Raw genomic sequence first — 12,104 nt, 5'->3', positions numbered from 1 at the left:
TTAAAATTGTACATTATTTTTTAGATAAATGGTTCTAATTTGCTTGTACTCTCATCTCACAAATGCCTGTTACTTGAACCATATACGACATAACATAATAACTTTAAGTAGTTGAAATAATATTAAATTTTATTGATTTTTAAAAGTGATGATCAACAAAGTGCGGTTAAGACTCACCTGTATCAGCTAAATTATCATTAGAATTTCATGATGATGCTGAACAGGAAAAATATCATTGTTTCAGCGTCAAATTTGGCTGAAGTTATTTTAATCGACAGCACAAATTTTGGATAAAATCCAAACACACTCTAAATTAACCAACTAATAATCACATTCAAATGTAAGAAGACTAAAAGACACGATTTTGTAAATCGTGCCTTTTAATCATCAACTTAACTTATTTACGCAATCGCTTGATCAATTTGGCGATGTTCGGCATTTAGATAATCATCCGACTGCATTTCTAATAATCTTGAACGTGTCCGCTCTATTTCAAATGCCAATCTCTCACCCTGATAAATTTCAATAATCGAGTCTTGTGAAGTTAACAACAACTTGACTCCACGATCATAAAACTCATCAACCAAATAAATAAAACGTCGGGTTGCATCATTAATTTGATCAGTCAAATGAGGCACGCCACTTACAAGAACCGTATTATAGGTATTTGCAATTTCAATAAAGTCTGATGGGCTACGAGGCTTTAAACATAGCTCTTTAAATTCACACCATAGAACATCACTGCTATGCCCTAAATTTTCAATTTGTCGATGATTGATTTCAATCGCTTCATCTGAAATTTGCTGTGATTGTGTCAAGGCAATAAAACGCTCGGAAATCCACTGTTCAGCTTCTGCATTCAAAGGTGTCTTAAACAATTGTGCTTGTTTCAATACGCGTAACCGATAATCCACACCTGCATCAACATTTAACACTTCACAACACTTCTTCACCATTTCGATGGTGGGAATAAAGCGATCACGATGAATCCCGTTTTTATACAAACCATCTGGTGCAATGTTTGAAGTGGCAACTAAGGTAACACCACGATGAAAAAGTTTTTGGAATAAATCGCTTAGAATCATCGCATCTGTGACATTTGATACAAAAAATTCATCAAAACAAATCACAACAGCATTCTTATAAATTTGATCTGCAACCAGATCTAGCGGATCTTGCTTACCCGCTAATTTATTTAACTCTTTATGAACATATTGCATAAAGTGGTGGAAATGCATTCGCATTTTTCGACGAAATGGAATCGACTCAAAAAATTGATCCATTAACCAAGTCTTACCACGACCTACTCCACCCCACATATACACACCACGTGGCGCAGGTTGTTTACGAAAACGTCCTAAAAAAGATTGTGATGCTTTGTAACGCTCGGATAATTCTTGCCATGTTCTATTTAATTCATGCACTGCTTTTGCCTGTGCATCATCGGCAATAAAATGTCCAGAAGCCAAAGCCTGCTCATAACGCTGTGCAGGTGATAAGTGATTTAAATCCGTCATATTCTCTTTGCATCTACAATCTAAAAACAATAATTTTTGTGGTTCGGATCATAAAATGAAACACCCGAAGGTGATCAAATTATTACCTATTAGACAACCTAAGTCATTTAAGCTGACCAACTTTCCATGTCACTTATTCAAAATCTGAACAAACTATTATTCTCTTAAGTCACTCAAAAATTCAAGCATTCATTCTTAAGCGAATAAAATTTGATTGAGAACATGTACATAACAGCATTCTCAATCAATCAATTTTAAGACAATGTAGCTAAAATTTCTTGTAATGTCTGACGTGGATTTTCAGACTTCGTAATTGGGCGACCAATCACAAGATGTGTTGAACCATCTAACATTGCCTGTTTTGGTGTCACAATACGCTTTTGATCATCAGCACTCGAACCTGCTGGGCGAATTCCTGGTGTAACCAAAGAAAAATCTTGTCCAATCAATTGACGTAAAATTTTTGCTTCCTGAGCAGAACAGACAACACCATCCAAACCACTGTCTTTGGTTAATTTCGCCAGACGTTTAACTTGTTCAACAGGTTCAATATCTAAACCAATATCTGCTAAGTCTTCACGCCCCATTGACGTCAGTACTGTAACAGCAATCAATTGCGTCTGATAGTTACCTGCTTTTAAGCGCTCAACACATGTTTCCATCATTTTACGACCGCCAGAAGCATGAACATTAACCATCCATACGCCTAAATCTGCTGCCGCACATACTGCTTGAGCTGTTGTATTTGGAATATCATGAAATTTTAAGTCAAGAAAAACCTCGAAACCCAAAGAATGCAAGGCTTTCACAACCTGTGGCCCTTCATGGGTAAAAAGTTCTTTTCCCACTTTTACACGGCATAACTTCGGATCCAATTGCTCTGCAATTGTTAAAGCGTCATTCTGACTCTTCGCATCTAATGCAACAATAATACTCAAGACGTTTTCCCAACTCAAAAATAAAGCCCATTATAATGGGCTTTTATCTTCTGGGCTAATATCCATAATAGTTTTTTCATGTCTGACATTAGCAGCAGCTTCGGCAGCAGCCGATTGAGCTTGTTGAATCTGTTCTTTTCGTAATCGGTCAATCTCTTTTTGCAAGCGACTAATTTCCCAATGGTTTTGAAAAACACGGAAAACCTGAACACCTAACAGTAAACCGACTAAAATACCTAATGCTAAGGTAATTAAGACCAATAGACCTACTCTCATTTCTGGTACATGATTGAACCATAGATCTACAGATACAGGCGTTCCATTTAATAATACTAATGCCAGTGAATAGACAAATAATACAATGAGTAAAAGAGTTAATATAAAGCGCATAAACCCCCCATGCGAACACGACTTAAGTATTTAATGATTCGTTCACAGCATCACGAAGTGCTTTACCCGGTTTGAAATGCGGCACTGCCTTCGCAGCAACTTCAACAGATCTTCCTGTTTTAGGGTTGCGTCCAACACGTGGTTCACGGTGATGCAATGAAAAACTACCAAATCCACGAATCTCAATACGGTTATCGGAAGATAATGCTTCAATCATTTGATCGATCATTATTTTAACTGCTTCTTCCACCAAAGGTTCCGCTAAGTGTGGATTTTTAAGTGCAATTCGTTGAATTAAATCAGACTTATTTAGAGCTTCGATTGTAGTCATCTATGACCTCATTGATTTATAGCAATTTATCACTATTTTGATAATAACCCGTTTAAATACAAAACGGTAGCGTAATATACGAATACTACGCTACCGTTTACAGTAATTACATATAAAGTATCAATTAGTTACACTAATTTTTACTTTCTGTTATTACTTCATTTGAGCTTTGATCAAATCACCAATAGTCTTAGGACCATTGTCTTGAGAAGCAGATGCTGTACGAAGGTTTGCAACAGCTTCTTTCTCTTCAGCTTCGTCTTTCGCTTTGATAGACAAGTTAATAGAGCGAGATTTACGATCAACATTGATGATCTTCGCTTCAACTTCTTGACCAACTTCTAAGAATTTAGTCGCATCTTCAACGCGATCACGGTTGATTTCAGAAGCTTTAAGTGTTGCTTCGATGTCATCACCCAACTTAACAGTAGCGCCTTTCGCATCAACTGCAGTTACAGTACCTTTAACTAAAGCACCACGTTCATTCGCAGCCAAGAAGTCATTGAATGGATCGCTGTTTAATTGTTTGATACCAAGGCTGATACGGTTGCCTTCAGCGTCTACAGACAAGATAACCGCTTCAACAGTGTCACCTTTCTTGTAACGACGAATTGCTTCTTCGCCTTGTTCGTTCCAAGAAATATCAGACAAGTGAACTAGACCGTCAATACCGCCTGGTAAACCGATGAAGATACCGAAATCAGTAATTGATTTAATCGTACCTGAAACTTTTTCGCCTTTCTCATGCGCTTTAGCAAACTCTTCCCATGGGTTAGCACGAGTTTGTTTGATACCAAGAGAAATACGACGACGTTCTTCGTCAACTTCAAGAACCATAACATCAACTTCATCACCAATCTGAACAACTTTAGATGGGTGGATGTTTTTGTTTGTATGATCCATTTCAGAAACGTGAACAAGACCTTCAACGCCTTCAGCGATTTCAGCGAAACAACCGTAGTCAGTTAAGTTTGTTACACGTGCTTTAACGATAGAACCTTTAGGGTAACGGCTCATGATCGCTAACCATGGATCTTCACCAAGTTGTTTAAGACCTAATGATACACGGTTACGTTCACGGTCAAATTTAAGTACTTTAACAGTAACTTCTTGACCCACTTCAACAACTTCTGAAGGGTGTTTGATACGTTTCCAAGCCATATCTGTGATATGTAGAAGACCATCAATACCACCAAGATCAACGAATGCACCGTAATCTGTAAGGTTCTTGATTGTACCTGTAACTGTTTGACCTTCTTCAAGCTGAGCAAGAAGCGCTTCACGGTCAGCAGAAGATTCAGCTTCCATAACAGCACGACGAGATACAACAACGTTGTTACGTTTAGCATCAAGTTTGATTACTTTAAATTCTAACTCTTTACCTTCAAGGTGAGTTGTATCACGGATAGGGCGAGTATCTACTAAAGAACCTGGAAGGAACGCACGAACTGGACCGATGTCAACAGTGAAACCGCCTTTAACTTTACCAGAGATAACACCAGTAACGATTTCGCCATCTTCAAAGATTTTTTCAAGTTTAGTCCAAGTTTCAGCACGTTTTGCTTTTTCACGTGATAAAACTGTTTGACCCATACCGTTGTCAAGTGCTTCAACAACAACATCAACAGTATCGCCAACTTGAACTTCTAGTTCACGTTGGTCATTTAAGAATTCAGCACGGTCAACAACGCCTTCAGATTTAAGGCCAGTGTCAACAGTTACCCAGTCGTCATCGATGCTTACTACAACACCTTGGATGACTGCACCCTTTTCAACGTTTAGATTTAATTCGCTTTCTTCAAAGAGGGCTGCAAAAGATTCGGTCATGTTATACCTGATAGAGTCTGCGGTCTTGGATCAGACAAGGCCTGTTTAGTTAAGTTTTCATATCGTCTTTAGTTAATCTGATCAAGCGATACGTCAACTGAAAATCTAAGTTTATGCTAATTTTGAATCGATATATTGAACCATCATTTGGAACACCTGATCGATATTCATCTCTGAACTATCAATCAAGAAAGCATCTTCTGCTGGCTTCAATGGCGCTATAGATCGCTCCATATCGCGCTGATCTCGATCTTGTATATTAGCTAAAATGCTATCCATTTTAGCATTCATCCCCATAGCCTGCAACTGTTTTACACGACGTTCAGCTCGGGATTGTGCAGAAGCTGTTAAATAAATTTTAGCAGGTGCTTCAGGGAATACCACTGTTCCCATATCGCGACCATCAGCAATTAGACCTGGTATCTGAGCAAAATCACGTTGTCGCTGCAAAAGCGCTTCTCTTAATTCAGGAATAGCCGCAACTTGCGAGGCACAAGCACCAATTTCTTCTGTTCGAATAACTTGAGTAACATCTTCCCCTTCTAGGAAAACCTGTATTCCCAAATGATCTGCGTCAGAAGTAAATTCAATTTCTAAATGAAGTGCAATATCAACACATTCTGCTAATTTTGTATCAAGTTGTGTCAAAAGCTGTCTTTTCTTTAAAGAAAGCCCTAAAAGACGATATAAAGCTCCAGAATCCAATAAATGGTATCCATAGTGCTTCGCTATTTTTGAAGCTAATGTTCCCTTCCCAGAGCCACTTGGGCCATCAATTGTAATTACATGAATACTCATAAATCATCCAAATTTCGCTTTTTCACCTTTAAGGTGAATAAAAATTGCGAGTAGTCTGCATTCTGGGTAAAAGAAATTCAATAACCTTTCTATAGCTTTTATTAAAATGATGCAGAATATTTCTGTTCAATTGACTTTTATCCAAAATAATTCAGGCAAATACAAGCTTAAATATTTTAATCACAAGAAATTATTATCTTAAATTTTATAAAAAATTATTTTTTAAGGCTCATAAAATACGAACCAATATTAATAAAGAACCTGAAATAAAAATGATTCAGCAAGATGTACCTTACTGAATCATGAGATCTCTTACAGAATCAAACCACAATAGGTTTAATTTTTCAGCATTTGTCGTATTAAATCATACCAACCAGAATACTTTTCCAAGTAATCACAGTAAATGATTAGTTCCCAGCATCTGTTGGACGAGCACGCAACATTCTATTGGCTTTATTTAATTCCATATTTAATGAAACATTGTGGGGTTGAATCGGAGACAAGAACCATTTTTTGTAAAGTTGGTCCATTTTCCCAGAACGCCATAAATTTGTTACAACTTTATCCGCAACGGCTTTCATTTTAGAGTCATTATTTGGCAATAAAATCGCATAAGGGTCAGTCGATAATACTTCACCTACGATTTTATAGTCTTGTGGATGACCAGATGTTGCAATTAGACCTGCCAATGTCGAATCTGCGCCTACAAAAGCATCTGCTTTACCTGTTGCCAGTAAGCTAAACGATTCAGCGTGATCACGCCCATATAACTTATGAACATTTAAATCATGCCCACGCACAGTGCGTTTTAAATATTTATCAGCAATTACACCCGCTGTTGTAACAACTCTGCGATTGTCTAAGTCATCAATATCTTTAATATTAGATGTTTTTTTAACCGCCATGCGGATTTCAGCCATATAATAATTGGTTGAAAAATCCACTTCATTATTACGCAAAACCGAATGTGTTGATGTACCACACTCCATATCAATTTGGCCTGACTTTAACAGGGCAAAACGATCTGTTGGTGTTACTGCTTTATAAACGATTCGTAAATTTGGTAAATGCAGCTCTTTTTTTATTTCAGTTGCGACATCATTACAAATATCAATCGCATATCCAACTGGATGCCCATTTACAACATAAGAAATCGGCTGTGATGATGTACGATGACCAATCACAATCGTGCCTGTTTTCTGAATTTTCGCCAATGTATCAGCAGCAAAAGCTGAAGTTGCTGATAAAAAACAAATTGTCCCCGATACACAAATCTTAATAAGACTCATTTAATATTTTCCCTTTTTCTAACCCCAATATTTCTAAATTTCAATAATGGGATTCACATTCCAACACAATTTATGAGTGCGAAAATATATCCCATTTTCAATGAATTAGCAGTAGAATTTTAAATCAAATGCACAAAAATAAAGCATTCTTAATTTAGCGAATCTAAACAGGACTTTTATTGCTTTTTTTGGGCTCGACGCATTTTAAAAAATGCACTAAGTACAGCAGCAGCTTCGTCTTGTAAACAACCTGATTGATATTCAAAGATATGATTATAATAGCCATTATTATTTAATAATTGTCTGGCACTTAAGAGTGAACCAGACTTCGGCTCACTTGCAGCAAAAATAACTTTTTGAACACGTGCATGTACCAATGCACCAACACACATCGTACATGGCTCTAAAGTGACATACAATGTCGCGTCATGAGGTAGACGGTAATTACCCAAATTTGCACAAGCATCTCTTAAAGCCATTACTTCTGCATGGGCTGTTGGATCATTTAAAGTAATTGGCGCATTATACCCCACCCCAATTACTTTATCTTGACTCACAATAACAGCACCAACCGGAATTTCTCCCTGACTTGCAGCAAAGCTCGCTTGCTCTAAAGCAAGCCGCATCCAGTGTTCATCTTGCAAACTAAATGTTGGTTTTACAATTAAATCATATGACATTGTATTGCTTTAAAACTTCATTCCAGCTTTCAATTGTGGTTATCGGTGGACAATTTCCTAAAATACCTTTTAATGTCAGTTCATTATATTGCTGCCATTCTGGTGATAAGTCTTTGTCCACGAGACGTGCACGAACGCCTTCAACAAAGTCTGGATGACGAATTTTCCATGCTGAAATTTGCATTTCCAAATCAAAAACATCATTCCATGAACGAACGGTTCGTCCCCATTGCCATAACAACCATGTCAACGCTGCTGTAACAGGTGAACCTTTTTGCAAGTTTTCACTTGCCTGACGCAACCAATCACTACGGGCATCGCTTAAACCCACAATTGCTTCATAGTCATATTCAAAGTGGACGCCTCGACAAACACTATGCAGAACATCGAGTGAGTTTTGTAAAGGACCTGCACCCACAGGACGATGCAAACTATTTAAAGTATCATCGATTGCTCTAAAAGCTCCTGCTGGATAATCTGACCAGTCGATTGCAATTACTTTTTCTAGGACAACATCTCGCTGTGTATCACAAATATGTGTCGCCCAGCCAATGGCATACGCTCCCGCAGCAGTCATAATTGACCCTGTAAGACCTGTAAATAAACCAACAGCGCCTCGATCTGCTAAAAAGCGTGTCGCACCCACATCTGGGTATAAACCAATATTGATTTCAGGCATCGCTAGACGTGAATGAGGTGTCACCAACCTAAATGGCGCAGCCATAAATAGACCTAACCCACCACCCATGACATAACCTTCACCCCAAACGACAATAGGTTTCGCATAGTTATGCAATAGTAAATCTAAAAGGTATTCCTGTTTAAAAAATTCATCTGCGACACCAGATTCATTTTCAATCACCAACTGGCGAAGCTTGCGTACATCTCCACCTGCGCAGAATGCTTTAGATGTTGTTGAATCTAGCCAAATTGCTTTGACTGTATCGTCTTGATGAAAATCCTGAAAAACTTCATACAATGCTGTAACGATGGATAAATCTAAGGCATGAAGTGATTTTGGCCGATTTAAACGAATAATTCTCCATCCATTGTCTGCATGTTCGATCATCAGATCCGGATGATAATTTTTAGATATTTGTGTCATGCGTCCAGCTGCCAGTTAATAGGCTCTATGCCATGTTGTTTCAGATAATGATTTGTTTTTGAAAATACCTTGCAACCAAAAAAACCACCACGGTTTGCTGCCAGTGGAGATGGATGAGCAGCCGTTAAGACCAGATGTCGATCACGGTCGATACGTCGTCCTTTACGCTGAGCATACGCACCCCATAAAATAAATACAAGATGCTCACGTTGTTCGTTGAGAACATCAATAACATAGTCCGTAAAGGCTTCCCAACCCTGATTTTGATGTGAGGTTGGCTGACCTGCTTCCACTGTCAGCACACTATTTAATAATAAAACACCCTGTGCGGCCCATTGGCTTAAATCGCCATGTCGAGGAGGCATTATTCCTAAATCAGAGTGCAGTTCATGAAAGATATTACGCAAAGAAGGCGGTAATGCAACACCTTTTTGCACAGAAAAACTCAAACCATGTGCCTGATTTGGTCCATGGTATGGATCTTGCCCCAAAATAACCACTTTGACTTGCGAAAGTGGTGTTGTATTAAGTGCATTAAAGATTAAATGCCCTGGTGGATAAACAGTTTTATTTTGCTGTTTTTGATCTTTTAGGAATGTACGTAATTGCTCCATTTGAGCACCTACCAAAAACTCCTGTAATCCATTTTTCCAAGAAGACTCTAATTGTACTTTATCCAACTTTTGTTGCTGTTGTTCAGTCAATAGCATACTTTTCTCAAACATTTTTAAAATTTAGGAAGGTACTTTCACTTGTAATTCAACATTTGGATTATGAAAGAATTCACCCCGTTTCAGTTTGTCATACATCATCATGTCTGACCATTCTTGCTGAATTTGAGCAGAAAATTCCATGCTATCCAATGTAAGCATCCCCATTTGCTCATTTTGAATATCTTCAGAAAAACTTTGTGCATACCCTGTGTCAGTTTCATGCACAATCACTGAATACACATCTACATCACCCTCACCATTTTGGGTTTTGGTCGACTTTAGAACTTGTTGTGCAAGAAAGAAAAATATTCTGGAAAATTGCTCGGCTGATGGCGATACTGGAAGGCTAATCCAACGCGCACTAAATTTTTTACACGCTTGAATATATTCAGCATCATCTTGGTTCCAAAAACAGATGGCATGATCAAAGCTATCGAATAACTCTTTAATCACACCTTTTAATAAACCAAAATCATAAACCATCTGTCCATGATCAAGTTTCGATGCTTTTAAAATAAGCTCGACTTTATAGCTATGGCCATGAATTGAACGCTTGCAACGATCGGATGTGCAATTTCTTACAACATGAGCATTTTCAAACTTAAATAACTTTCGAATCAGCATGGGTCTGGAATAACAACAAATTTAGGGAATCTGAAATTATAAATCAAAAGTCAATTTTTGAGGAATTTTTTTGTTTCACACTGCAAAGGAAAAATGATTACTCAGAAATCTGAACTTGACGATGCTGTATGGCATAAGGCATGGCAAGTGCCTGTTGAATATAAGTCATACGCAGCGAATCTCTTGAGCCTAAGTAACGCTGGTAGAAGCTCGAATTTAACATCATGGCTGCACCCTGTGTTAAAGACCAAATCCCTGCCAAATAGTCACGAACACTCATGGTACTTTGAATTTGTAGGAGATATTCCTCGACCATTTGAATCAGGATTCTTAATCTCTGACGACGTATCTGATACAAATTTGTAAATAAACGCTGCAACCCTACCCCAGACATCGAAAGTCGTTCTTCTAATGTATGAAACAATACAGTGCGTTCAGGATGGTGCAGATGATGTAACATAAAGAAGGTCAGCATTTCATTAAAGTTCTGATGCCGTTGCTTCATCATTTCCAAAAGCATGTTTTCATTTCTGATAATCAAGAGCATATATAGCTCATCTTTACTTTGGAAATGCTTGTACAATGTCCCTTTCGCCAGATCGAGTTCGGCTGCCAAAGCATCGAGCGTCATTCCTGTATCGCCATTTTCTAGCAATAGACGCTCCGCAACCTGAAAAATTAACTGCTCTCTTTCTCGAAATTGTGTTTGTCGATCCATTCCATTTCATCTCTAGGCTTGAGCAATTATGAATGTGGGTTTTGTAACAACATTTCAAAATTACGTGTGGTAATTTGTCCGATTTCTTCTGTTGTTTTACCATACACATGTGCCAAGGCTTCAGCTACAAATGGTACATATTTTGGCTCATTGCTTTTACCACGATATGGAACAGGCGCGAGATAAGGGCTATCCGTTTCAATCAGCAAACGATCCAACGGAACCATTTTTGCGACATCTCTTAAACTTTGTGCATTTTTAAATGACACAATGCCAGAAAATGAAATGTAATAACCACAATCCAAAACTGCTTTTGCTGTTTCTAAATCTTCAGTAAAGCAATGCAAAATACCATGATGTGATGCTTCTGCACGAATCAGTTCTATTGTGTCTTTTTTAGCTGATCGGGTATGGACAACAACTGGTTTTTTTATACGTTTAGAGGCTTCAATATGTCGAGCAAAACAGGCTTTTTGCTCAGAGATATAGTCGGTACTGTGGTAATAATCTAGCCCAGTTTCACCAAGTGCCCAGACTTTCTCTGGTTGCGCAAGTTCAACCAGATAGTCAACGGTCGCGCGTTGCATTACAGCAGGATCTTCGCACGGATGCACCCCAACACTATAGCCAATATTTTCATATTGTTCAGCGATTTTGGCGAGTGCAAGATGATCATCTAGGTCAACCGAAATTCCCATCATTTTTGTCACACCAGCATCTTGCGCCTGCTGTAATGCCAAATCCAGATTCCCATCATAGGGGGTTAAATCAAGCATCGTTAAATGGCAATGTGTATCGGTAAACACGCTTTTTCCTCAAATTTAATACGTTATTACATTGTATAGTTCGGACGGTAGGATGACATTACACCTGCAAGAAGCTTTTCGGCTTCGATTCGATAATATGTTCCTTTATCTCCGCTCAGTTGAATTGCAAAGCCTTGAGGTTTTACACCTGCTTGCTTATAGTTAATCCAAACGACTTTTCCTGTTAATGGAATTTTTTGCGTTTGTTCAGGAAGTGTTGCCAAAACAAAAATTTCCTGACCTAACTTAACAGGCTGTTGAGAAGGAATAAATAAACCTCCTCCACTTACAAAAGGCATATAACTTGCCTGTAATGCTGCACGATCTGCAACATTTACCTGAAGAATTCCACCCATTTGTGGTTGCAT

The 12,104-nt window shown here is 38.1% G+C and carries 14 protein-coding genes; all 14 read right to left on the bottom strand.

Translation table 11 applies throughout. The annotated features are described in order from the left end of the window. Positions 1–401: 401 nt before the first annotated feature. The 14 genes from zapE to ABDV70_RS05615 all read right to left on the bottom strand — a co-directional run bounded on the left by zapE (position 402) and on the right by ABDV70_RS05615 (position 12,104). Positions 402–1,517, bottom strand: coding sequence for a cell division protein ZapE (gene zapE / locus ABDV70_RS05680; RefSeq protein WP_343596129.1), 1,116 nt, complete (start codon positions 1,515–1,517; stop codon positions 402–404). Positions 1,518–1,771: 254 nt separating this feature from the next. Then, on the bottom strand, positions 1,772–2,473 hold the full coding sequence (gene pyrF, locus ABDV70_RS05675) for an orotidine-5'-phosphate decarboxylase (protein WP_343596127.1): 702 nt from the start codon (positions 2,471–2,473) through the stop codon (positions 1,772–1,774). Between the two features lie 12 nt (positions 2,474–2,485). Then, positions 2,486–2,845, bottom strand: a complete 360-nt coding sequence (locus ABDV70_RS05670; RefSeq protein ID WP_343596125.1) for a lipopolysaccharide assembly protein LapA domain-containing protein — start codon at positions 2,843–2,845, stop codon at positions 2,486–2,488. A gap of 22 nt (positions 2,846–2,867) precedes the next feature. Next, the gene (locus tag ABDV70_RS05665) at positions 2,868–3,176 is read right to left on the bottom strand and encodes an integration host factor subunit beta (protein ID WP_343596123.1); all 309 of its coding nucleotides are present in this window, start codon (positions 3,174–3,176) and stop codon (positions 2,868–2,870) included. Between the two features lie 153 nt (positions 3,177–3,329). Next, the gene (gene rpsA, locus ABDV70_RS05660) at positions 3,330–5,003 is read right to left on the bottom strand and encodes a 30S ribosomal protein S1 (RefSeq protein WP_343596122.1); all 1,674 of its coding nucleotides are present in this window, start codon (positions 5,001–5,003) and stop codon (positions 3,330–3,332) included. A 111-nt stretch (positions 5,004–5,114) separates the two neighbouring features. Further along, complete coding sequence (cmk, locus tag ABDV70_RS05655; RefSeq protein ID WP_343596121.1) at positions 5,115–5,801, bottom strand: (d)CMP kinase; 687 nt, start codon at positions 5,799–5,801, stop codon at positions 5,115–5,117. Positions 5,802–6,208: 407 nt separating this feature from the next. After that, positions 6,209–7,090: an amino acid ABC transporter substrate-binding protein gene (locus ABDV70_RS05650; RefSeq protein WP_343596120.1), complete on the bottom strand. Its 882-nt coding sequence runs from the start codon at positions 7,088–7,090 to the stop codon at positions 6,209–6,211. 176 nt (positions 7,091–7,266) lie between these two features. After that, positions 7,267–7,770 carry a tRNA adenosine(34) deaminase TadA gene (gene tadA / locus ABDV70_RS05645; RefSeq protein WP_343596119.1) on the bottom strand — a complete coding sequence of 168 codons (504 nt, stop codon included), beginning with the start codon at positions 7,768–7,770 and terminating at the stop codon, positions 7,267–7,269. Further along, the gene (locus ABDV70_RS05640; protein ID WP_343596117.1) at positions 7,760–8,875 is read right to left on the bottom strand and encodes an enoyl-CoA hydratase/isomerase family protein; all 1,116 of its coding nucleotides are present in this window, start codon (positions 8,873–8,875) and stop codon (positions 7,760–7,762) included. Before ABDV70_RS05640 ends, tadA begins: the two co-directional genes overlap by 11 nt. Further along, entirely contained in the window at positions 8,872–9,585 is a 714-nt protein-coding gene (gene ung / locus ABDV70_RS05635) for a uracil-DNA glycosylase (RefSeq protein WP_343596115.1), read from the bottom strand. Before ung ends, ABDV70_RS05640 begins: the two co-directional genes overlap by 4 nt. Positions 9,586–9,609: 24 nt before the next feature. Beyond that, positions 9,610–10,212, bottom strand: a complete 603-nt coding sequence (locus tag ABDV70_RS05630) for a 6-carboxytetrahydropterin synthase (protein WP_343596113.1) — start codon at positions 10,210–10,212, stop codon at positions 9,610–9,612. 97 nt (positions 10,213–10,309) lie between these two features. Then, entirely contained in the window at positions 10,310–10,930 is a 621-nt protein-coding gene (locus ABDV70_RS05625; RefSeq protein ID WP_343596111.1) for a TetR/AcrR family transcriptional regulator, read from the bottom strand. Positions 10,931–10,956: 26 nt separating this feature from the next. Further along, complete coding sequence (locus tag ABDV70_RS05620) at positions 10,957–11,736, bottom strand: TatD family hydrolase (protein ID WP_343596107.1); 780 nt, start codon at positions 11,734–11,736, stop codon at positions 10,957–10,959. 26 nt (positions 11,737–11,762) lie between these two features. After that, positions 11,763–12,104: a PilZ domain-containing protein gene (locus ABDV70_RS05615; protein WP_343596105.1), complete on the bottom strand. Its 342-nt coding sequence runs from the start codon at positions 12,102–12,104 to the stop codon at positions 11,763–11,765.

The sequence above is a fragment of the Acinetobacter sp. genome (assembly GCF_039596015.1).
Taxonomy (GTDB): Bacteria; Pseudomonadota; Gammaproteobacteria; order Pseudomonadales; family Moraxellaceae; genus Acinetobacter.
The sequence above is the reverse complement of the archived record's forward strand: the minus strand, read 5'-3'. Positions and strand labels throughout refer to the sequence as shown.

Coding starts and splice junctions, on each gene's coding strand:
- zapE (WP_343596129.1), bottom strand. CDS start 1,517: ATGACGGATTTAAATCACTTATCACCTGCACAGCGTTATGAGCAGGCT.
- ABDV70_RS05670 (WP_343596125.1), bottom strand. CDS start 2,845: ATGCGCTTTATATTAACTCTTTTACTCATTGTATTATTTGTCTATTCA.
- ABDV70_RS05665 (WP_343596123.1), bottom strand. CDS start 3,176: ATGACTACAATCGAAGCTCTAAATAAGTCTGATTTAATTCAACGAATT.
- rpsA (WP_343596122.1), bottom strand. CDS start 5,003: ATGACCGAATCTTTTGCAGCCCTCTTTGAAGAAAGCGAATTAAATCTA.
- cmk (WP_343596121.1), bottom strand. CDS start 5,801: ATGAGTATTCATGTAATTACAATTGATGGCCCAAGTGGCTCTGGGAAG.
- ABDV70_RS05650 (WP_343596120.1), bottom strand. CDS start 7,090: ATGAGTCTTATTAAGATTTGTGTATCGGGGACAATTTGTTTTTTATCA.
- tadA (WP_343596119.1), bottom strand. CDS start 7,770: ATGTCATATGATTTAATTGTAAAACCAACATTTAGTTTGCAAGATGAA.
- ABDV70_RS05640 (WP_343596117.1), bottom strand. CDS start 8,875: ATGACACAAATATCTAAAAATTATCATCCGGATCTGATGATCGAACAT.
- ung (WP_343596115.1), bottom strand. CDS start 9,585: ATGCTATTGACTGAACAACAGCAACAAAAGTTGGATAAAGTACAATTA.
- ABDV70_RS05630 (WP_343596113.1), bottom strand. CDS start 10,212: ATGCTGATTCGAAAGTTATTTAAGTTTGAAAATGCTCATGTTGTAAGA.
- ABDV70_RS05625 (WP_343596111.1), bottom strand. CDS start 10,930: ATGGATCGACAAACACAATTTCGAGAAAGAGAGCAGTTAATTTTTCAG.
- ABDV70_RS05615 (WP_343596105.1), bottom strand. CDS start 12,104: ATGCAACCACAAATGGGTGGAATTCTTCAGGTAAATGTTGCAGATCGT.